The 20,664-nt window shown below is 75.7% G+C and carries 14 protein-coding genes; 9 read left to right on the top strand and 5 right to left on the bottom strand.

Annotated features, from left to right (window positions below):
• Window positions 1–88: 88 nt before the first annotated feature.
• The gene (locus tag ABZ783_RS07390) at window positions 89–817 is read right to left on the bottom strand and encodes an ABC-2 family transporter protein (RefSeq protein ID WP_357435049.1); all 729 of its coding nucleotides are present in this window, start codon (window positions 815–817) and stop codon (window positions 89–91) included.
• 284 nt (window positions 818–1,101) lie between these two features.
• Here ABZ783_RS07390 and ABZ783_RS07385 point away from each other — a divergent pair, with 284 nt between their 5' ends.
• Together ABZ783_RS07385 and ABZ783_RS07380 are read left to right on the top strand one after the other, a co-directional pair.
• The gene (locus ABZ783_RS07385) at window positions 1,102–5,157 is read left to right on the top strand and encodes a WG repeat-containing protein (RefSeq protein ID WP_357435047.1); all 4,056 of its coding nucleotides are present in this window, start codon (window positions 1,102–1,104) and stop codon (window positions 5,155–5,157) included.
• 87 nt (window positions 5,158–5,244) lie between these two features.
• Window positions 5,245–6,243 carry an aldo/keto reductase family protein gene (locus tag ABZ783_RS07380; RefSeq protein ID WP_357435045.1) on the top strand — a complete coding sequence of 333 codons (999 nt, stop codon included), beginning with the start codon at window positions 5,245–5,247 and terminating at the stop codon, window positions 6,241–6,243.
• 103 nt (window positions 6,244–6,346) lie between these two features.
• Here the strand turns inward: ABZ783_RS07380 and ABZ783_RS07375 are convergent, their stop codons facing one another.
• Both ABZ783_RS07375 and ABZ783_RS07370 read right to left on the bottom strand, forming a co-directional pair.
• A complete protein-coding gene (locus tag ABZ783_RS07375; protein ID WP_357435042.1) occupies window positions 6,347–7,141 on the bottom strand; it encodes a site-2 protease family protein in 795 nt (264 codons plus the stop codon).
• Entirely contained in the window at window positions 7,141–7,341 is a 201-nt protein-coding gene (locus ABZ783_RS07370; protein WP_073833657.1) for a hypothetical protein, read from the bottom strand. Before ABZ783_RS07370 ends, ABZ783_RS07375 begins: the two co-directional genes overlap by 1 nt.
• A 135-nt stretch (window positions 7,342–7,476) precedes the next feature.
• Between ABZ783_RS07370 and ABZ783_RS07365 the strand changes: the two genes are divergently transcribed.
• From ABZ783_RS07365 to ABZ783_RS07350, 4 genes are all read left to right on the top strand, one after another.
• Window positions 7,477–9,630, top strand: a complete 2,154-nt coding sequence (locus tag ABZ783_RS07365) for a protein kinase (protein WP_357435040.1) — start codon at window positions 7,477–7,479, stop codon at window positions 9,628–9,630.
• Window positions 9,631–9,714: 84 nt separating this feature from the next.
• The gene (locus tag ABZ783_RS07360; RefSeq protein WP_357435038.1) at window positions 9,715–11,649 is read left to right on the top strand and encodes a bifunctional adenosylcobinamide kinase/adenosylcobinamide-phosphate guanylyltransferase; all 1,935 of its coding nucleotides are present in this window, start codon (window positions 9,715–9,717) and stop codon (window positions 11,647–11,649) included.
• Window positions 11,639–12,412, top strand: a complete 774-nt coding sequence (locus tag ABZ783_RS07355; protein ID WP_357435036.1) for an adenosylcobinamide-GDP ribazoletransferase — start codon at window positions 11,639–11,641, stop codon at window positions 12,410–12,412. The genes ABZ783_RS07360 and ABZ783_RS07355 overlap by 11 nt, the downstream gene beginning before the upstream one ends.
• Window positions 12,413–12,474: 62 nt before the next feature.
• A complete protein-coding gene (locus ABZ783_RS07350; protein ID WP_357435035.1) occupies window positions 12,475–13,767 on the top strand; it encodes a DUF2314 domain-containing protein in 1,293 nt (430 codons plus the stop codon).
• 82 nt (window positions 13,768–13,849) lie between these two features.
• Here the strand turns inward: ABZ783_RS07350 and gcvT are convergent, their stop codons facing one another.
• Window positions 13,850–14,980 carry a glycine cleavage system aminomethyltransferase GcvT gene (gene gcvT / locus ABZ783_RS07345; RefSeq protein WP_357435033.1) on the bottom strand — a complete coding sequence of 377 codons (1,131 nt, stop codon included), beginning with the start codon at window positions 14,978–14,980 and terminating at the stop codon, window positions 13,850–13,852.
• Window positions 14,981–15,142: 162 nt separating this feature from the next.
• Between gcvT and ABZ783_RS07340 the strand changes: the two genes are divergently transcribed.
• The gene (locus ABZ783_RS07340) at window positions 15,143–16,711 is read left to right on the top strand and encodes a leucyl aminopeptidase (protein WP_357435032.1); all 1,569 of its coding nucleotides are present in this window, start codon (window positions 15,143–15,145) and stop codon (window positions 16,709–16,711) included.
• Between the two features lie 159 nt (window positions 16,712–16,870).
• Here ABZ783_RS07340 and ABZ783_RS07335 read toward each other — a convergent pair whose 3' ends face one another.
• Entirely contained in the window at window positions 16,871–17,200 is a 330-nt protein-coding gene (locus ABZ783_RS07335) for a hypothetical protein (protein WP_357435309.1), read from the bottom strand.
• A 177-nt stretch (window positions 17,201–17,377) separates the two neighbouring features.
• On the opposite strand from ABZ783_RS07335, the gene lpdA reads away from it, so the two are divergent.
• Both lpdA and sucB read left to right on the top strand, forming a co-directional pair.
• The gene (lpdA, locus tag ABZ783_RS07330) at window positions 17,378–18,769 is read left to right on the top strand and encodes a dihydrolipoyl dehydrogenase (RefSeq protein ID WP_357435030.1); all 1,392 of its coding nucleotides are present in this window, start codon (window positions 17,378–17,380) and stop codon (window positions 18,767–18,769) included.
• 67 nt (window positions 18,770–18,836) lie between these two features.
• Window positions 18,837–20,651: a 2-oxoglutarate dehydrogenase, E2 component, dihydrolipoamide succinyltransferase gene (sucB, locus tag ABZ783_RS07325; protein ID WP_357435028.1), complete on the top strand. Its 1,815-nt coding sequence runs from the start codon at window positions 18,837–18,839 to the stop codon at window positions 20,649–20,651.
• Window positions 20,652–20,664: the final 13 nt, after the last annotated feature.

Raw genomic sequence — 20,664 nt, 5'->3', positions numbered from 1 at the left:
CCCGGCCACACCGGTCCACTCTCCACGGTTGACCGGCCCGGGCCGGTCAGCGTCCCCGGCTCAGCCACCCCGCACCGCCTGCCGCGGTTCAGCCACCCTGCACCACCAGGCGGCGCTCGGCTCTGCGCTGCACCAGGCGGCACAGGGCGAGCAGCGCCACGGCCCAGCCGAGCTGCACCCCGACCAGGCCGAACTGCATCGCTGCCGGGTCCCGTTCGACCAGCACGTCGAGCGGGATCTGGAGCAGGCTCGGGAACGGAGTCCCGTACCGCAGCCCGGCCTCCAGCCAGCCGGGCAGGAAGCCCAGCGGGAAGTAGAGGCCGGCGAGCACGCCGGAGCAGAGCGTCCACAGGATCAGCGGACCCCGGACGTCCTGCAACCAGTACGCGGTGGCGTTGACCAGGTATCGGCAGCCGAAGCAGACCACCACGGCGAGCAGCACGGAGAGCGCGAAGAGCGGCAGAGTGGCCCAGCGGTGGGGCAGGTACACGTCGAAGAAGAGCAGGCCGACCAGCACCGGCGGCACCAGCCGGGACAGCGAGGCGAACCCGGCGCGGCCCAGGTCGGTGGCGAAGTAGCTGGTCACGGGGTGGATCGGGCGGAGCAGGTCGGCGGCGATCTCGCCGGTCCGGATCCGGTCGGCCAGCTCGGTCCAACCCCAGATCGCGACCACCGCCAGCAGCCCCTGCCCGACCCAGACGAAGGTGGCGAGCTGGGCGCGGTCGTAGCCGGCGACCCGGCCCGCCGCGCCGGCGGCCGCGACGAAGATGTAATAGCGCAGGAAGCCGAAAACGCTGTTGGTGACCACTCCCGCCATGGCGGCCTGGCGGTAGGTGGCATGACGCCGAAACCCAGATCCCACTATGGCGCCGAATGTCCGAAACCATCGGGTAACGTTTGAGTCCGTGGGCGGTGCCACAGTGGCGGTGACAGAGCCCACGCCGCTACCCTCCTTCCGCAGCCACGACGTGCCGGACCGGGCGACTCTACCGGCGCGCCGGGGCCCCGGCGCGACAATTTCCAACGAGGTGACATCGCCGTGAGCGAGCGACGCGAGCCGGCCCGGGGGCCGCGCCGCGCCGGCGGCGACGGGACCTGCCGATGAGCGGCTGGGACCAGTGGCGCGAGCCGGCCGAACCGTCCTGGGCCGCCGAACCCACCCACGAGTGGCGTCCACAGTTTCCGGGCCAGCGCTACCCCGGTGACATCGGCATCGAGTACCTGGCCTCACCCGCGCCGCGCGGCCGGGCCGTCGTCGGCCGGGCCGAGGTGCACCCCGTCAGCCCCGGGCCAGCCGAGGACTCGTACCCGGTCAGCCCGGCCGGCCCGGACGAGCGGCGCGGCGGCCACCCGGTCAGCCCGGCAGGCCCGGACGCCCGGCGCGGCGCGTACCCGGTGAGCCCGGCAGGCCCGGACGAGCGGCACGGCGGCTTCCCGGGACCGCGCGGTTCGGGCGAGCGGCACGGGCACCCGGAGGGCCGCGGCGCGGAGGAGCCGCACCCGGACGGGCGGCGGGCGTGGGCGGACCGGCGCGCCCCCGGCGACGGACCCCGGCGCAGCCCGGTACCGCACCCCGGCGACCGGTACGACCCGCACGAGCGGATCCCGGAGCGCGCCGCGGGCCGGCCCGACGACCGGTACGACCAGCGCTGGGTGCACCCCGAGCCGGGACGGCGGACGCCGGACGCGCAGCGGCCGGTCTCCCCCGCGCCCGAGCCCGGCTGGCTCCCGGAACCCGGCGAGTTCCCGCCCCGTCCCCAGCCGCGACCGCCCTGGTCGGAGCCGCGCCGGGGCCCGGCCGACGGGCGATCCAACGGCACCCCGCCCAGCCCAATGGACCGGCGGCAGCCGGGGTACGACGGCCCGGCCGACCAGCGGCGCCCGGCATCCGACGGCCCGGTCGACCGGCGGGAGCGCGGCTTCGAGCGCCCCACCGACCGGCGCGACCCGAGCTTCGGGCCCCCCACCGACCGACGCGGCCCCGCCTTCGGGCCGCCGGCGGACCGGCCCGACCCGGGCTTCGACGGTCCGCCCCGCCGCGAACGGGACCCCGGCTTCGACGGGCCACGCCGCCAGCCCGACCCGCGCCGGGAGGCCGCCGCGCGGGCCGAGACGTACCGGGACGCGCCGGACGGCCCGCGCCGACCGGTGGATCCGTACCGGCCGGAGCCCGGCCGGTACGACGAACCGCAGCCCGCCGCTTTCGGACCGGGCGACCGGTGGGACGGCCGGCGCCCCCCGGGCGACCCCGCGCGCCCACGGACCGAGGAGCCGTCGGCCGGCGAGCGCCGGCCCCGGACCGAGCCGGCCGCGTACCGGCCCGACGAGCGACACCGCCCGCCGGCCGTCCCCGACCGCCCCCGCCCGGACGGGCCGCCGCCGCGCCCCGGCGACGAGGCCCGGTACGACGCCCGCCGTCCCGACCCGGCCGCGCACCGTCCGCACCCCGAGCCGGTCGGCCCGCGGGCCGAGGACGGGCCGGCGTTCCGCCCGGAGCCGCGGCAGGGCCGCCCGGCCGAGCCCGGTCCGGCACGCCTCGGCGACGGCTGGCGTCCGTCGGCACCCGCCCAGCCCCGGCCGGTCTCCGGCGTGCCCGCGCACCCGGCCCCACCGCCCCCGGCCGCCACGCCGGCCACCGCCGCGACCCCTCCCACCGAGGCTCCGGTCTCCAGCCCGCCCGTCGGCACTCCCGCCGCCGGACCGGCTGCTCTGCCCGAGACCAGGAGCGCGGCGGCACGCCCGCCCGTACCGGCGCCACCCGTCTCCCCGGCACCAACCGGACCCGGCACGGCCACGCCTCCGGCAGCCGGCCCAGCCCCGTCCACTGCCGCGCCTCCGGCACCGGCCACCGACATGCCCCGGCGGCCGGCACCCACCGCCGAGGCGCGGCCGGCGGGCACCTCGACGTCCGGGAAGGCGGCCGACGGTGTGGCCGCGACGCCGACCACGGTGGAGGACGGCGGCGACCGCCCCGAGGCGGCGGGGCCGGACCGGCCGGGCCACGACGGGGCCAGCCGGGTGGTCGAGGAGGTGGAGGCCTGGTTCAGGCCGAGCCACCCCGTACCGCCGCCGACCGCCCCGGTGGACGAGGCTGCCCCGGAGGCCGCCGCGGAGCCCGAGTCCGGAACGCCCGCCGCCCCCGCGCCGGAGGGCGCTGCGCCCACCACTTTGGAACCAACTGCTCCGGAGGCCGCCCCCCAGGCGGAGCCGGAAGCCCCCGCAGCCGCCGCTCCGCCCGGGTCGGCGCCAGCCGCTCCGGAGGCTGCCGTCCAGCCCCGACCGGAACACCACGCACCGTCCGCCCCGGCCGCCGACGCTTCCGCCCAGACCGGTTCGGAGGATGCGGCACCCTCGCTGCGGCCCCGGTCGGGCTCGCCTGCCGAGCCCGGCACACCGCCGGTGTCGGCGCCTCCGGCCCAGGTCGCCGCGCCCTCGGCGCCTCCGGCCCAGGTCGCCGCGCCCTCGGCGCCTCCGGTCCCGGCCGCCGCACCCTCGGCGTCGGCAGGTCCGACCGATGGGCCCGCACCGGCAACGCCACCCGTGTCGGCGCCACCGGCCCAGGTCTCCGCACCACCCGCCGAGGTGTCCGCACCACCGGCCCAGGTCTCCGCACCACCCGCGCAGGTCTCCGCACCACCGGCCCAGGTGTCCGCACCACCCGCGCAGGTCTCCGCACCACCCGCGCAGGTCTCCGCACCACCGGCCCAGGTGTCCGCACCACCCGCGCAGGTCTCCGCACCACCCGCGCAAGTCTCCGCACCACCGGCCCAGGTCTGCGCACCAGCGGTACCGGCTTCGGTGTCGGCGGAGCGGCCGACGGCGGAGACCGAACCGCGGGAGCCACGCCCGGCGGACCCGGAGCAGGCGCTGGCCGCGTTCCGGTGGCGGCTGCACCCGGAGACGCTGCGTGAGGAGGCTCCCGATCCGGAGGCGCTGCGCGAGGTCCGGGAGGGGCTCACCACGAAGCTCGGCAGCGCGCTGGACAACCGCAGCCGGGCCCGGCTGCTGAGCCTGCGGTCGGTGGCGTCCCGGATCCTCGGCGAGCTGGACGACGCCGTCGCCGACGCCCGGCTCGCCCTCACGTACGCGGACGCCACCGGCGAGCTGCGGCGGACCGCGCTGGCCCGCGCGCGGCTGGCCGAGGTGCTGCGCTGGCGGGGCGAGCACGCGGAGGCTGACCGGCTCTTCGCCGAGGCCAACTCGCCGGAGCTGCCCGACCGGCTGCGCGCGGCGCTGCACGAGCACGCCGGCCGGTCCTGCTACGACCAGGGCCGGCTGACCGAGGCGTGCCTGCACTTCGAGCGCGCCCTGGACCTGCGCCAGGCCGAGGACGTCGAGCTGAACGCGCGTACGGCGATGGCGCTGGACGCGGTCGCCGCGCGGGCCGCGACGGACGGCTTCGGGCCGAAGCCGCGGAGCCGGGAGGCGATCCTGGGCCGCGAGCGGTACCCGGTGCCGACCTTCGACGAGCAGCAGAAGCTGTGGGGGTACGCGGACGAGGCGGGCGAGCTGGTGGTCGAGCACCGGTACGCCGAGGTGCAGCCGTTCCGCGAGGGTGTGGCCTGGGTACGGCGGCCGGAGGCGTCCCGCTGGGCGCTGATCGACACCACGGGCGCGGCGCTGATCGAGGCGAACAACGGCTACCGGGCGGTCGGCTCGTTCTCCGAGGGCCTGGCCTGGGTGTCGATGGACGGCAAGGGCCGGTGGATGGCGGTCGACCCCACCAACATCGTGAAGATCCCGCCAGGGTTCGAGGACGTGCGACCGTTCCGGGGGGGCCTGGCGGCGGTCCGCCAGAACGGCGCCTGGGGCGCGGTCGACCTGACCGGTCAGGTCGTCGTGCCGACCCGCTACCACGGCTTCACCACCGCCCTGGCCGACGGCCGCCAGGTGGACGGCTTCACCGAGGAGGGGCTGGCCGTGGTGGAGCTGGCCGGCCGTCGAGGGGTGGTGGACCGCAACGGCCGGGTGCTGGTCCCGCCGGCGTACCCGGCGCTGGTCGTGCACCCGGTCGCCTTCCTGGTCGGCGACGGGTCGGGCCGCTGGGGCGCGCTGGACCGCCGGGGCGAGCCGCTGATCGACCCGGTGCACCCCGGCCCCACGGCGGTGATCGCCGAGATCGACCGGCTGCTCGCCGACACGACACCGGTGCTCTGACCTCGGATCACGCCGCCTGCCCGGCCGAGCATCACACCCGCGTCGCGCCTCGGCGCGGCCATGATCCGGCGGGGCTAGGGTCGAGGCATGGAATTCCGACACCTAGGCCGCTCGGGCCTGATCGTCAGCGAGATCTCGTACGGCAACTGGATCACTCACGGCTCCCAGGTCGAGGAGCAGGCCGCGGCCGCCTGTGTGCGGGCCGCCCTGGACACCGGCATCACCACCTTCGACACCGCCGACGTGTACGCCGGCACCAAGGCCGAGGAGGTGCTCGGCCGCGCGCTCAAGGGCGAGCGCCGCGAGGGGCTGGAGATCTTCACCAAGGTCTTCTGGCCGACCGGCCCGGGGCGCAACGACCGCGGCCTGTCCCGCAAGCACATCATGGAGTCGATCAACGGCTCGCTGCGCCGCCTGCAGACCGACTACGTGGACCTCTACCAGGCCCACCGGTACGACTACAGCACCCCGCTGGAGGAGACGATGGAGGCGTTCGCCGACGTCGTGCACTCCGGCAAGGCGCACTACATCGGCGTCTCGGAGTGGAAGGCGTCGCAGATCCGCGAGGCCCACCAGCTCGCCCGCGAGCTGCGCATCCCGCTGGTCTCCAGCCAGCCGCAGTACTCGATGCTGTGGCGGGTCATCGAGACCGAGGTGATCCCCACCTGCGAGGAGCTGGGCGTCGGCCAGATCGTCTGGTCGCCGATGGCGCAGGGCGTCCTGTCCGGCAAGTACCTGCCGGGCCAGCCGCCGCCGGTCGGCTCCCGGGCCACCGACGAGAAGTCGGGTGCCGGGTTCATCGCCAAGTGGCTCGGCGACGAGGTGCTCACCCGGGTGCAGCGGCTCAAGCCGCTGGCCGAGCAGGCCGGGCTGACCATGCCGCAGCTCGCCATCGCCTGGGTGCTGCAGAACCCGAACGTCTCCTCGGCGATCGTCGGGGCGTCCCGGCCCGAGCAGGTGCACGACAACGTCAAGGCGGCGGGCGTGAAGCTCGACGCGGACCTGCTCAAGGCGATCGACGAGATCGTCGAGCCGGTCATCGAGCGGGACCCGGCGAAGACCGAGAGCCCGGCGCAGCGCCCGTGACGCTCTCCCCGGGCCGGCACGGCCACCGCGCCGGCCCGGGCCCCTTCCCGGGTACGCCGAGGCATGGCCGCCCCGCCGCTGCGCGGCGGCTCCCGCCGCCCGGTCAGCCCCGCCAGAAGCGGATCAGCTCGAACCCGAGTGCGTAGAGCTGGGGCGGCAGCCCGAGGAAATCCGCCACGCTGAAGAGCGCGCCGAAGAACCAGCCGTTGATCCGCGGACTCCACAGCAGCGCGAACAGCAGGATGAAGCCGTACGGGGCGAACAGGTCGTACATCCGGCGGTACTGCGGGCTGAGCCACGGCTGGATCATGTTGCCGCCGTCCAGCCCGGGCACCGGCAGCAGGTTGAGCACGCTGGCGGTGAGCTGGAGGAACGCCAGCAGCCCCACCCCGGCCCAGAACTGCAGCGGCCCGACGTTGCCGTACCCGAGCCACAGCGCCGCCACCAGGACCAGGGTGAACAGCACGTTGGTGGCCGGACCGGCCAGGCTGACCAGGGTGTGCCGCAGCCGGCCGGGGATGGCGTGCCGGTCGACCCAGACCGCCCCGCCGGGCAGGCCGATGCCGCCGAGCAGCACCACCACCACGGGCAGCGCGATCGACAGCAGCGGGTTGGTGTACTTCAGCGGGTTGAGCGTCAGGTAGCCGCGGTGGGCGATGTCCCGGTCGCCGGCGCGGTAGGCGACCACCGCGTGGGCGTACTCGTGCAGGCAGAGCGAGACCAGCCAGCCCGAGACCGCGAAGAGGAAGACGTCGAACCGGACGTTGCCGTAGCCGTGCCAGGTCATCACCCCGCTGACCACGAAGAGCGCGACCAGGGCGAGGAAGATCGGGCTGGGCCGGAACGCCGCGCGGGGCACCCCGAGCACCAGCGGTTCGCCCGGGCGGTCGTAGCCCATCACTGGGCCGGGGGCAGCAGGCTCATCCGGTATTCCACCCGGTCGTCCTCGACGAGCGCGACGGAGGTGACGCCGGATGCCGCGAGCTCCCGCCAGGTCTGGCCGATCCACGACTCGGCGTCCGCCTGGCTGCTGAACGACTCGGTCGGCCCGTCGACCGATTCGCCGTTCGCGCCCTCGTACCGCCAGCTCCACGCCATGCCGCGTCTCCCCTCGCCGCCGTCGTTCCTGGGACGGAACCCCCGCAAGCGTAGTCGGCCGCACGCGGGCACCACGTTCCGGACAGGGCCGCCGCTGGATCATCGCGCGCGCCGGCCGGCCGGTACGGTGGCCCGGTGCTGACTGAAGGAGTCGTGCTCCGCGACCGCTACCGGCTGAACGAACGCATCGCGACCGGCGGCATGGGGGCCGTCTGGAAGTGCACCGACACCCTGCTGGGTCGCGAGGTCGCGGTGAAGGTGCTGCTGCCGTCGCTGGTCGCCGACCCCGAGTTCACCACCCGCTTCCAGGCCGAGGCCCGGATGCTGGCCGCGCTGCGGCACCCCGGCATCGTGCAGGTGCACGACGCCGGCTCCGCCACGCTCGCCGACGGCAGCCAGGTCAGCTACCTGGTGATGGAGTACGTCGACGGCGATCCGCTGGTGACCTGGATCCGCCAGGCCGGCCGGCTCGACCCGGCGTCCACCATGTCGGTGGTGGCGCAGGCCGCCCACGCGCTGCACGCCGCCCACCTCGCCGGAATCGTGCACCGGGACGTCAAGCCGGGGAACCTGCTGGTCAAGCGGGACGGCACGGTGGTGCTGGTCGACTTCGGGATCGCCCGGGCCAGCACCATGGCGGGGATCACCGCCGCGCACATGGTGCTCGGCACCGCCTCGTACATGTCGCCGGAACAGGCCACCGGCCAGGCCGTGTCGGCCGCCACCGACGTGTACGCGCTCGGCGCGGTCGCCTACTACTGTCTGGCCGGCCGACCGCCGTTCGACGGCGACAACCCGCTCCAGGTGGCGCTGCGGCACGCCCAGGACGAGCCGCCACCGCTGCCGGTGGGCACGCCCCCGGCGGTGGTCGAGGTGGTCCGCCGGGCGCTGGCGAAGCGCCCCGCCGACCGGCACCCGACCGCGCTGGCCCTGGCCGAGGCCGCCCAGGACGTCCGGGACGCCACGCTGGCCAGCGTGCCCGTGCCGGCCCGCCCGCCGTGGGCGGTGGCCGGCCCGGCCGTGCCGGGACCCGTCGTGCTCCCGACGCCCGACTCTCCGGCCCCTCCCGGTCCGCCCGCCGCGTCCGGTCCCGGCGCCGCCGCCCCGGGCCTCGCCGGTGGTACGCCCGCGGGCGGGCCCGCCCGCTCCGGACCCCCGGCCGGCCCGGTGTCCGCCACCGCTCCAGACGGGGCGGAGCGGCCCACCCCCGCTCCGGCGCCCGGATTCGGACCGGACGCTCCGGCCGTCGCCCCGAGTGCCGCCCCGGGGCCGGGGCGTTCCGGCCCGGTCGCGGGGGGCGCTTTCGGTGCCGCGCCGGGACCTGGCCCGGTCGGCGGGGCCGGCCCGGCCGCCGGGATCACCCCCAGCGCCGGCGGCCCGACCGGGCCGAACCGCCATCCCGCCGCCGGCCCGCCCGGGGGCGGTCCCGCGGGACCGCCCCCGGGCGGGCCCGCCTGGGCGGTCGGCGCCGCGCACCCCGGTCCGCGCCCCGGCGGGTACGGCCCGGAGCAGGGCCGGCCGGCCGGCTCGGGCGTACCGCCGACGCGGGAGGAGCCGGCGGGGCGCCGGGGGCGGGGACGGGTCCTCGCCCTGGCCGGCGCGGCCGGCGTCGTCGTCGTCGCGCTGATGACCGCCGTGGCGGTGGCGGCGCTGAGCCCTGATGACCAGCAACAGCCGGACCGGACCGCGCTGACCGGCGAGACGGCGGTCGCCGATCCCGGGCAGCCGGAGCCGTCGCCCAGCGGGGCGGCGCCCGATTCGACGGCGAGCCCCACCGGGCTGCCCGGCCAGTCGCCCTCGGCCACGCCGAGTCGCCCCGCGCCGGGCAACACCACCCCGGCGGCCGGCGCGTCGGCGGCAGCACCGAGCGCCGGCAGCACCGGCAGCACCGGCAACGCCGGCGGCACCGGCGCACCGAAGCCGACGAAGACGACAGCCGCCCCCCAGAAGCCCAACCCGTACACCGCCGCGCAGGCGTGCGGCAGCGGGTACCAGGTGATCGACTCGGCGACGCTGACCGCGAGCGGCGTCCGCAAGGGCCGGGTCTACCTGCTCTACAACACGGCCAGCGGGTCCAACTGCGTGGTCACGCTCAAGGACACCGACGTCGGCCGGGCCACCCAGGTGTCGGCGTACCTGGAGGTGCAGGGGAAGGCCCGCAGCACGGACAGCGGGGCGTTCTCGTACTACGCCGGGCCGGTCCGGGCCGCTGCCGCCAAGGCCTGCGTCAAGTGGGGCGGGTCGACCGGCGGGGCCAGCTACGGCAGCGGCTTCGAGCACTGCGGATGAGCCGGCCGGCGGCCCGGGGCGGCGCACCGGTCAGCCGTCCGGGCCGGCAGGCGGTGACCGGCCGGGCGGCCGTAAGGTACGGGCATGTCCGTTGACGGGTGGAACACACTCCTGGTGCTCGGCGGTATCCGGTCCGGCAAGTCCGAGTTCGCGGAATCGCTGGTCGCCGACGCGCCCACGGTCCGGTACGTGGCCACCGCCCCAGAGGGGGACCCGGAGGACACCGAGTGGGCGACCCGCCTGGCGGCGCACCGGGCCCGCCGGCCGGGGAGCTGGACCACCGAGGAGACCGCCGCCGACCCGGGCCGGCTGGCCGAGGTGATCGCGGCGGCCGGGCCGAACGAGACGCTGCTCGTGGACGACCTGGGCGGCTGGGTGACCGTGCTGCTCGACCCGGCCCACCAGCCCGCCGACGACTCCGCCACCATCGCCGAGCTGGCGGCGGCGGTCCGGGGCAGCGCCGCCCGGCTGGTGCTGGTCAGCCCGGAGGTGGGGCTCTCCCTGGTGCCGACCACCCCGCTGGGCCGGGCGTTCACCGACGCGCTCGGCGCGACCAACCGGGCGGTCGCCGACGCCTGCGACGCCGTGGTGCTGGTGGTGGCCGGTCAGGCCGCGTGGCTGAAGCCGGCCGGCGCGCCGCCGCGCCCCACCGTGCCGGCGCCGGCCGGCCCCGGCCAGGCGGGCGCCCCCGCCGCGCCGGCGCAGCCGGACGAGGCGCTGCCCGAGGTGCTCACCCCGGCCGTGGCGCCCGCACCGAGCCCCGCCCCCGCGGGGGAGCCCACCGCCTGGGCCGCCCCCACCATGGCGCTGCCGATGATCGCCACCGGCCTGGTCATCCAGCCCGGCATGGAACTGCCGATGCCCGACGAGTACGCGGGCCCGCAGGCGATCGACCGGCTCGCCACCCTGGACCTCCCCGGCGCCGGCCTCGGCGTGCTGGACCGGGTGGTCGGCTTCGCCGCCGCCACCCAGGGCACCCCGACTCCCGCGCCGTGGAACTCGGTGCGCGTCCTGCTGCTGCACGGTGACCACGCCGGCGGAGCGTCGGCCGGGGTGGCCTCCGGCGAGTCGGCCCGCCGCGCCCGGCAGGCCCGGGCCGGCCAGGGGGCGCTCGCCCGGCTCGCCGCCGAGTGCGGGGCCAGCCTCCAGGTGGTCGAGGCGCCCGCCTCCGCCGCCATGGAGGACGGGCCGGCGCTGTCCGCCGAGCAGGTCGAGTCGGCCCTGCGGTACGGCTGGCGGCTGGCCGAGCAGGCCGCCGACGCGGGCGTACACGTCCTGGTGCTGGCGGCGTGCGGCGCGGGCACCGAGGCGGCGGCCGCGGCGGTGCTGGCGGCGACGGCCGGCGCGGAGCCCCCGGCGGTGCTGGGCCGGGTGATCAGCGAGCAGGGCCTGATCGACGACGCGGCCTGGATGGCCCGCTGCGCGGCGGTCCGGGACGCCCTGCACCGCACCCGCCGCAGCTCGCGCGACGCCAAGGAGGTGCTGGCCGAGCTGGGCGGCGGCGACATCGCGATGGCCACCGGCGTGCTGCTCGGGGCGACCGCCCGCCGCATACCGGTGCTGCTGGACGGGCCGGTCGGGGTGGCCGCCGGCCTGGTCAGCCGCGACCTGGCCGGGCAGGCCCGGCACTGGTGCCTGCTGCCCGACCACGGCGGGCAGCCCGCCGTGCGGCTCGCCGCCGACGTGCTCGGCCTGACCCCGCTGGTGGACCTGCGGCTCAACCTGGGCGAGGGGGCCACCGCGCTGGCCACCCTGCCGCTGTTGAACTCGATGCTGGCGCTCGCCGCCGGCCTGCCGGTGCACCCGTCACTGCGGGGCGGCGCGGACGACGAGGAGTTCGCCGAGCCGGAGCCGGCCGGCCCCGGGCCCACCACCACCGAGCCGGAGCCCGTTCCGCCCCCCTACGAGCCGGAGTTCGCCGAGCCGGAGCCCGCCGGGCCGGGACCCAGCAGGCCCGTTACCGCGGAGCCGGACGAGCCGGTCGCGGTGCCGGAGTCCGCCGACCGGCGTGCCGACTGAGCCCCGGTTCGCGGACGGGATCCGGCTGGCGGTCACCACCTTCACCACGCTGCCGGTGCGCGCCGGTCGGGTCGACCGGGCCGCGGCCGGCACCGCGATGGCGCTCGCCCCGGCGGTCGGGGCACTGCTCGGCGCGCTCCTCGCGGCGGCGCTGCTGCTGACCGCCGCCCTCGCTCCCCCGCTGGTCGCCGCCGGGGTCACCGTCGGGCTCGGCGCGCTGCTCACCCGGGGCCTGCACCTGGACGGGCTGGCCGACACCGTGGACGCGCTGGGGTCGTACCGGCGGGGCGCGGCGGCGCTGGAGATCATGAAGAAGCCGGACGTCGGCCCGTTCGGGGTGGTCGCGCTGGTGGTCGTACTGCTGCTGCAGGCGGCGGTGCTCGCGGAGCTGGCCGGGCGGTCGTGGCCGGCGGCGCTCGCCGCGGTGGCCGCCGCCACCGCCGCCGGTCGGCTCGGGGTGGCCCTGGCCTGCCGGCGCGGGGTGCCGGCGGCCCGGCCGGAGGGGCTGGGCGCGCTGGTGGCCGGCACGGTGGGGCCGGTCGCCCTGGTGGTCGGCGCGGCCGCCGTCGCGCTGCTGGCCGTGCCGGCGGTGCCGGGCCGTCCGTGGCAGGGGCCGCTCGCCGTCGTCGCGGCGCTCGCCGTCGCGGCCGGGCTCCTCAGCCACGTGGTACGCCGGCTCGGCGGGATCACCGGGGACGTGCTCGGGGCCACCGTGGAGATCGTCACCACGCTGGTCTACCTGGGACTGGCGCTGTCCGGCTGAGCGTCACCCGTCTGGGCAGGTAGCGTTCGGGACGAGGCACCGGCACGGTCGAGGGGGACGACATGCTCATCACGGACGACTTCCTGCCCGTACCGGTGCCGGAGTCGCTGGACGCGACCTATCTGGTGCCCATCGCGGGGCTGCCGAAGGTCAGCCCGAAGACGGCGGTGGAGCGCCTGACCGGGCGGCTGGCCGAGCCGGTGCACGGGCTGGCGCGGCAGATGCTGGACAGCCCGCTGATGAGCGTCGACACCCGGCCGATCGGCGAGTTCCCCGAGCTGCCGCCGGACCTGCTCACCGCGTTCGGCGCCACCGAGGCCCAGCTGGCCCGGCTGGCCGCCGCCACCCACCTCGTGGTGGTCCAGGCCGAATACCGGCCGGGCTGGCCGCCGGCGCACGAGTGGGCGGCCCGGGCGGTGGCTGCGGCGATCGCCGAGACGGTCGACGGGGACGTGGTGGACGTCTTCGGCCTCCAGTTCCTCGACCCGGCGGCCGCGCTGCGCTCGCTCCCCGACGAGCAGGGCCGGATCCGGCTGGTCGACTGGGTGCTGGTGCCGTACTCGTCGGACGCCGACGGGCTGTGGTTCACCACCAAGGGGCTGCGCCGGTTCGGGCTGCTGGAGCTGCAGGCCCAGGGGGTGCCGGACCACCTGACCCGGGCCTGGGGCGCGGTGATGACCGGTGCCGCCCGGCGGCTGCTGCGGGACTGGACCGAGGGGCTGGCCGGCGAGGAGGTGCCCGCGTTCGTGCAGCTCCCGGTGCTGGCCACGGTGACCGGGCATGACATCGCCGTGGCGTACGGCAATCCGGAGCAGCACGGCGCGACCGCGCCGGTGCTGCTGCGGCTGGAGCTGGACCCGGCCACCGACCCGGACGCCGATTCGTTCCTCAGCCTCAACCCGCCGCCGGGGCATCCCGGTCCGGCCGGCCGCTACTTCGCCGCCGCCTGCGCCACCCTGTTCAACGGCATCCAGCCGGACGTCCGGTACGCCCGGCCGGGCGACGCGATGAGCCGGGCGATCGCCACCGCCCGGGCCGGCCTGGGCGACATCCGGGCCCGCTTCCTCGCCGGTCAGTTGCCCACCGAGACCCAGCTCGTGGTCAAGTACGGCCTGCCCGGCGACGAGGGCCCCGAGTTCGTCTGGGCCGGGGTGACGTCCTGGGAGAGCCCGGAGCGGATCGTCGGGGCCAGCGCCAGCGACGCCAACAGCGACCCGAGCGTCCGGATCGGCGCCCCGGTGGTCGTGGCGGCGACGGATGTCGTCGACTGGGCCCTGCTCGACGGCACCGGCGTCATCGAGGGCGGCTGGACCCAGGCGGTCCTGGACGCCGGCGAACCCCCCACCGCCGACTGACGCCCATGTCTCCGTCGATCATGAGGGTGGCGGCGTCGACGGAGATCGACATCGCCGCCAACCTCATGATCAACACATCAGGTCAGCGGACCGAGGGCTGGACGAAGGGTGGGCGGTGGAGGCGCAGGGGGGCGCGGCGGCCACGGATGTCGACCTCGAGGACCTCGCCGTCGGCGAGCTTGGGCTCGGTGTCGATCAGGGCGAGCGCGATGCCCTGCTTCTTCGTCGGGCTGAACGTGCCGCTGGTGACCGTGCCGACCCGGGTGTCGCCGGCGTACACGGCCATCCCCGGGCGCGGAATCGCCCGGTCGACCGCCTCCAGCCCGCGCAGCGTACGCCGGGGGCCGGTGGCCTTCTCGGCGAGCAGCACGTCCCGGCCCCAGAAGGCCGGCTTGTCCCAGCCCACCGCCCAGCCGGAGCGGGCCTGCACCGGGGTGATCTCCAGCGAGAGGTCCTGCCCGTGCAGCGGGTACCCCATCTCGGTGCGCAGGGTGTCCCGCGCGGCCAGCCCGCAGGCCCGCAGCTCGTACGCCGCCCCGGCGGCGAACAGCGCGTCCCAGACGGCGAGCGCGTGCTCGGCCGGGATCACCAGCTCGTAGCCGAGCTCGCCGGTGTAGCCGGTGCGGCACACGGTCAGCTCGACGCCGTCCAGCGTCGCCGCCGAGAAGCTCATGTAGTCGTGCTCGGTGGGCAGGCCCAGCGCGGCCAGCAGGTCCGCCGAGCGCGGCCCCTGCACCGCGAGGATCGCGTACGCCTCGTGCTCGTCGGTGATGACCACCCCGGCCGGCGCGGCGGCGCGCAGGCGGCGGACCACTTCGGCGGTGTTCGCCGCGTTCGGGATCAGGAAGACGTGGTCGTCGGCGTGCAGGTAGGCGATGATGTCGTCCACCACGCCACCGGTCGCCTCATCGCAGCAGAGGGTGTACTGCGCCTTGCCGGGGGCGATCCGGCCGAGGTCGTTGGTGAGGCAGGCGTTGACGAAGTCCGCGGCGCCCGGCCCGGTGATCCGCGCCTTGCCGAGGTGCGAGACGTCGAAGACACCCACCCCGGTACGCACCGCGGTGTGCTCCTTGAGCACGCCGCCACCGGCGTACTCCAGCGGCATCTCCCAACCCCCGAAGGGGGCGAACTTGGCGCCGGCGGCGGCGTGCCGCTCGTGCAGCGGGGAACGGCGCAGCCGGGTCGCGGCGGCGTCGGAGGTCACCTCGGTCATGGGTGGCAACTTACCGCCACCTGAACGCCTGGTTAGCATCGGCGGGACCCGTCGAGGCCCATCGGCGGGACAGCCACGCGTCCGGCGGGTAGGTTGCCGCCGGAGACCTTCATCGCCGGTACGCGACCACGCGACCGGCCCGGCCCGCCCGGAGTAGCTTCAGTGACATCGCCCCGCACCACCCTCAGCCTGGTCGACACCGACCCCGCCGAACTCGCCGTCGACGCGATCGTGATCGGCGTGCACAGCCAGACCGCGGAACAGGGCTCGGGTTCACCCGCCGGCGCCCTGCTGCTGGCCAGCGGCGCGGAGAGCATCGCCGCCGCGTTCGACGGCAAGCTGACCGAGACGCTGGCGCTGCTCGGCGCGACCGGCGGCCCCGGCGAGGTGATCAAGCTGGCCACGCTTGGCACCATCACCGCCCCGCTGGTCACCGCCGTCGGCCTCGGCCCCGAGCCGTCCGGCGCGGCCCCGGCGCCGGAGACCCTGCGCCGGGCCGCCGGCGCGGCGGTACGCGCCCTGGCCGGCGCGCCGCGCGTGGCGCTCGCCCTGCCGCTGCCCGACGACGCCGACGCCCCGGCGGCGCTGCGCGCGGTCGCCGAGGGCGCGCTGCTCGGCGGGTACCGGTTCGCCGGCTACAAGACCAAGCCGCAGCCGGGACGGCGCGAGCCGGTGGCCGACGTGCTGATCGCGGTGCCGGACGCCGCCGACGCGACCGCGCAGGCGGAGGTCACCCGGGCCCAGGCGGTCGCCGGCGCGGCGCTGACCAGCCGGGACTGGGTCAACACCGCCCCGAACGAGCTGCGCCCGCCGGCGTTCGCCGAGGCCGTGGCCGCCGCCGCCCGGGAGGCCGGGCTCGGCGTCGAGGTGCTCGACGAGGCGGCCCTGTCCGCCGGCGGGTACGGCGGCATCCTCGCCGTCGGGCAGGGCTCGGAGGCGCCGCCGCGGCTGGTGAAGCTGACCTACACCCCGTCCGGTGGCGGCAACGGCAAGCGGGTGGCGCTGGTCGGCAAGGGCATCACCTTCGACACCGGCGGCATCTCGATCAAGCCGGCCCAGGGCATGTGGGAGATGAAGTCCGACATGGCCGGCGCGGCGGCGGTCGGCGCGGCCATGCTGGCGGTCGCGGCGCTCAAGCCGTCGGTGGCGGTGACCGGCTACCTGCCGATGGCGGAGAACATGCCGTCGGGCACCAGCTACCGGCCGGGCGACGTGATCACCATGTACAGCGGCAAGAAGGTGGAGGTGCTCAACACCGACGCCGAGGGCCGGATGATCCTCGCCGACGGCATCGCCCGGGCCTGCGAGGACGGCGCCGACTACCTGTTCGAGACCTCGACCCTGACCGGCGGCCAGGTGATCTCGCTGGGCAAGAAGATCGCCGGCGTGATGGGCACCCCGGAGCTGTGCGAGCGGGTGAAGGCGGCCGGTGAGGCCACCGGCGAGCCGGCCTGGCCGATGCCGCTGCCGGACGACGTGCGCAAGGGCATGGACTCCGACGTGGCGGACATCTCGCAGGTCAACGCCGGCATGGACCGGGCCGGTCACATGCTCCAGGGCGGCGTCTTCCTGCGCGAGTTCGTCACCGAGGACGTGGCCTGGGCGCACATCGACATCGCCGGCCCCGGCTACCACTCGGGCGAGGCGACGGGCTACTGGACCAAGGGCGGCACCGGCGTCCCGGTCCGCACCCTGGTCCACCTGGTCGAGGACGTCGCCGCCAACGGCTGACCCGCACCTCTTGTCGACGGGGTGCCCCCTTCCGGGGGCACCCCGTCCGCGCGTCTGCCCGCTGGAGGAGCCGCGCGACTTCGGGGAGATCGCCGGGTCCGGACGCGCTGCGGCAGCGACTTCCGCGACGTTGCCGCCGCACGGCCCGAGAAGCGGGCGTCAGAAGAGTTCGGGGCGGCGCTTGCGGCGTTCGTTGTAGTCGCGCATGCGCTGCGGATAGCCCATCAGCCGGACGTCGTAGATCGGGATGGCGAGCTTGTGGGCGAAGCGGCGCGCCTCCTCCGGGCTGCCGACCCGCCGCCGGGTCCACTCGCCGTCGCCGGCGATCAGCATGACGGTGGTCTCGGTGACCGTGGTCCGGGGCTCGATGTACGCCTCGACGCCACGTCGAGTGCGGACAAAGTTCTCAAGGTGGTCCAGATCGGCGCGCTGAGCGACCCGGTCGCGACTCACCGCGTCCGTCCGCTTGCGTCGTCGGAACAGTCCCACCGCGCCCAACCCCTCCCCGTACGTCATCGAAGACGGTGCCAAGCGTACGTGGCGGCGACGTGTCGTTGGGCACCTCACTACGCGCTTCGTCGGCGGTGGTGACAAGATGACCGAGGTGGGGTGTGCCTGTTACTCCACCGTAACCCCCGAAGCAGTGACGCGACCTGGGAGTTGGACGTGAGCGAGCCGAACGACGCAACCTTCGACATCGTGATCCTCGGAGGTGGTAGCGGCGGCTACGCGACCGCGCTGCGCGCCGCCCAGCTGAACCTGTCCGTGGCCCTGATCGAGAAGGGCAAGCTCGGGGGCACCTGCCTGCACAACGGCTGCATCCCAACCAAGGCCCTGCTGCACGCCGCCGAGATCGCCGACCAGACCCGCGAGTCGGAGCAGTTCGGCGTCAAGGCCGAACTGGTCGGCATCGACATGGCCGCGGTCAACTCGTACAAGGACGGGGTGATCTCGCGGCTCTACAAGGGCCTCCAGGGCCTGGTGGGCGGCGCCAAGAACATCACGTTCGTGGCGGGCGCCGGCAAGCTGGTCGCGCCGAACACCGTCGAGGTCGACGGCAAGCGCTACACCGGCCGCAACGTCGTCCTGGCCTCCGGCTCGTACGCGAAGAGCCTGCCCGGCCTGGAGATCGACGGCGAGCGGATCATCACCAGTGACCACGCCCTGGTCATGGACCGGGTGCCGGCCTCGGCGATCGTGCTCGGCGGCGGCGTGATCGGCGTCGAGTTCGCCAGCGTGTGGAAGTCCTTCGGCGTCGACGTGACCATCGTCGAGGCGCTGCCCCGCCTGGTCGCCGCCGAGGACGAGGAGTCGTCCAAGGCGCTGGAGCGGGCGTTCCGCAAGCGGAAGATCAACTTCAAGGTCGGCAAGCCGTTCGAGAAGGTCGAGAAGACCGAGAACGGCGTCCGGCTGACCATCCAGGGTGGCGACACCGTCGAGGCCGAGCTGCTGCTGGTCGCCGTCGGGCGCGGGCCGAACACCGCCAACCTCGGCTACGAGGAGCAGGGCGTCAAGATGGACCGCGGCTACGTGCTGACCGACGAGCGGCTGCGCACCAGCGTGCCGAACGTCTACGCGGTCGGCGACATCGTGCCCGGCCTGCAGCTCGCGCACCGCGGCTTCCAGCAGGGCATCTTCGTCGCCGAGGAGATCGCCGGCCAGACCCCGGCCGTGATCGACGAGGCCGGCATCCCGCGGGTCACCTACTGCGACCCGGAGCTGGCGTCGGTCGGCCTGACCGAGACGAAGGCCAAGGAGCAGTACGGCGCCGACAAGATCAAGGCCTACAACTACCCGCTGGGTGGCAACGGCAAGAGCCAGATCCTCAAGACCACCGGCCACGTGAAGCTGGTCCGGGTCGAGGACGGCCCGGTGGTCGGCGTGCACATGGTCGGCGCGCGGGTCGGTGAGCTGATCGGCGAGGCGCAGCTCATCTACAACTGGGAGGCGTACCCGGCCGAGGTGGCGCAGCTCGTGCACGCCCACCCGACGCAGAACGAGGCCCTGGGCGAGGCGCACCTGGCCCTCGCCGGCAAGCCGCTGCACGCGCACAACTGACCACGACAACCGCGGCGTCCGGCGACGGGCGATGATCCCACCAGGGGAATGAAGGAGTCTGGAGAACATGCCGGTATCGGTCACCATGCCCCGGCTCGGTGAGAGCGTCACCGAGGGCACCGTCACGCGCTGGCTCAAGCAGGAGGGCGACACCGTCGAGGTCGACGAGCCGCTGCTGGAGGTGTCCACGGACAAGGTGGACACCGAGATCCCGTCGCCCGCGGCGGGCGTGCTGAGCCGGATCGTGGTCGGCGAGGACGAGACCGCCGAGGTCGGCAGCGAACTGGCGGTCATCGCCGGCGAGGGCGAGCAGGCCGGCGGGGCGGTCGCGCCGCAGGCGGCCCCGGCGGAGGAGGCCGAGGAGGCCGCCGCCGAGCCCCAGGCCGAGGCGGAGCAGCCGGCCGTCGAGCAGCCGGCGGCCCAGGCGGCCCCGGCGCCGTCGGGCGCGGGCACCCCGGTCAAGATGCCGGCCCTCGGGGAGAGCGTCACCGAGGGTACGGTCACCCGCTGGCTCAAGCAGGTCGGCGACAGCGTCGAGGTGGACGAGCCGCTGCTGGAGGTGTCCACCGACAAGGTCGACACGGAGATCCCGTCGCCGGTCGCCGGCACGCTGCTGGAGATCAAGGTCGCCGAGGACGAGACCGCCGACGTCGGCGCCGACCTGGCGATCATCGGTGCGGCCGGCGCGGCCCCGGCTGCGCCGCAGCCCGAGGCCAAGCCCGCCCCGCAGGCCGAGGCCAAGCCCGCGCCGCCGGCCCCGGCCCAGCCGGCGCCGAAGGCCGAGGAGCCGACCCCGGGCGTGTCGTACAACCAGCCGGCCCCGGAGGCGGAGACCGCCGCCCAGCCGATGCGGGCCGAGCAGGCCGCGCAGCCTGCCGCGCCGACCCCCGCCCCGCAGCGTCCGACCGCCCCCGTCCAGGGTGGCGGCGAGGAGGCCGCCGGCTACGTGACCCCGCTGGTCCGCAAGCTGGCCGCCGAGCACGGGGTGAACCTGTCCTCGGTGAACGGCACCGGCGTCGGCGGGCGGATCCGCAAGCAGGACGTCCTCGAGGCGGCCGAGAAGGCGAAGGCCGCCAAGGCCGCGCCGGCACCGCAGGCCGCCGCTCCGGCCGCTGCGGCTGCTCCGGCGAAGCCGGCCGCAAAGCCGCAGCCGAGCGCGAAGCGCGGCACCACCGAGAAGCTGCCCCGGATCCGCGCGGCCATCGCCAAGCGGATGCAGCAGTCGCTGCACGAGATGGCGCAGCTCACCACGGTGATCGAGGTGGACGTCACCAAGATCGCCAAGCTGCGGGCACAGGCGAAGGACTCCTTCCAGCAGCGGCACGGCGTGAAGCTGTCCTTCCTGCCGTTCTTCGCCCTGGCGGCCGTCGAGGCGCTCCAGACCTACCCGATCGTCAACGCCGGGATGGACCTGGAGGCCGGGACGATCACCTACCCGGACGCGGAGCACCTCGGCATCGCCGTGGACACCGAGCGGGGCCTCCTGGTGCCGGTCATCCACAACGCCGGCGACCTGAACCTGGGCGGGATCGCCAAGCGGGTCGCCGACCTGGCCGAGCGGACCCGGACCAACAAGATCAGCCCGGACGAGATCGCCGGGGCGACCTTCACGCTGACCAACACCGGCAGCCGGGGCGCCCTCTTCGACACCCCGATCGTGCCGTCGCCGCAGTCGGCGATGCTCGGCACGGGTGCCGTGGTGAAGCGTCCGGTCGTGGTCAACGACCCGGAGCTGGGCGAGGTCATCGCGGTCCGCTCGATGGTCTACCTGGCCATGTCGTACGACCACCGGCTGATCGACGGCGCGGACGCGGCCCGCTTCCTCGTCGCGGTCAAGGAGCGGCTGGAGGCCGGCAACTTCGAGGCCGAGCTGGGGCTCTGACGCCCTGACAACG

The sequence above is a fragment of the Micromonospora sp. NPDC047738 genome (assembly GCF_040642675.1).
Taxonomy (GTDB): domain Bacteria; phylum Actinomycetota; class Actinomycetes; order Mycobacteriales; family Micromonosporaceae; genus Micromonospora.
The sequence above is the reverse complement of the archived record's forward strand: the minus strand, read 5'-3'. Positions and strand labels throughout refer to the sequence as shown.

What these genes read in the sequence shown, in the direction of transcription:
- ABZ783_RS07390 (WP_357435049.1), bottom strand. Translation starts at nt 817, where the DNA reads ATGGCGGGAGTGGTCACCAACAGCGTTTTCGGCTTCCTGCGCTATTAC.
- ABZ783_RS07385 (WP_357435047.1), top strand. Translation starts at nt 1,102, where the DNA reads ATGAGCGGCTGGGACCAGTGGCGCGAGCCGGCCGAACCGTCCTGGGCC.
- ABZ783_RS07380 (WP_357435045.1), top strand. Translation starts at nt 5,245, where the DNA reads ATGGAATTCCGACACCTAGGCCGCTCGGGCCTGATCGTCAGCGAGATC.
- ABZ783_RS07375 (WP_357435042.1), bottom strand. Translation starts at nt 7,141, where the DNA reads ATGGGCTACGACCGCCCGGGCGAACCGCTGGTGCTCGGGGTGCCCCGC.
- ABZ783_RS07370 (WP_073833657.1), bottom strand. Translation starts at nt 7,341, where the DNA reads ATGGCGTGGAGCTGGCGGTACGAGGGCGCGAACGGCGAATCGGTCGAC.
- ABZ783_RS07360 (WP_357435038.1), top strand. Translation starts at nt 9,715, where the DNA reads ATGTCCGTTGACGGGTGGAACACACTCCTGGTGCTCGGCGGTATCCGG.
- ABZ783_RS07350 (WP_357435035.1), top strand. Translation starts at nt 12,475, where the DNA reads ATGCTCATCACGGACGACTTCCTGCCCGTACCGGTGCCGGAGTCGCTG.
- gcvT (WP_357435033.1), bottom strand. Translation starts at nt 14,980, where the DNA reads ATGACCGAGGTGACCTCCGACGCCGCCGCGACCCGGCTGCGCCGTTCC.
- sucB (WP_357435028.1), top strand. Translation starts at nt 18,837, where the DNA reads ATGCCGGTATCGGTCACCATGCCCCGGCTCGGTGAGAGCGTCACCGAG.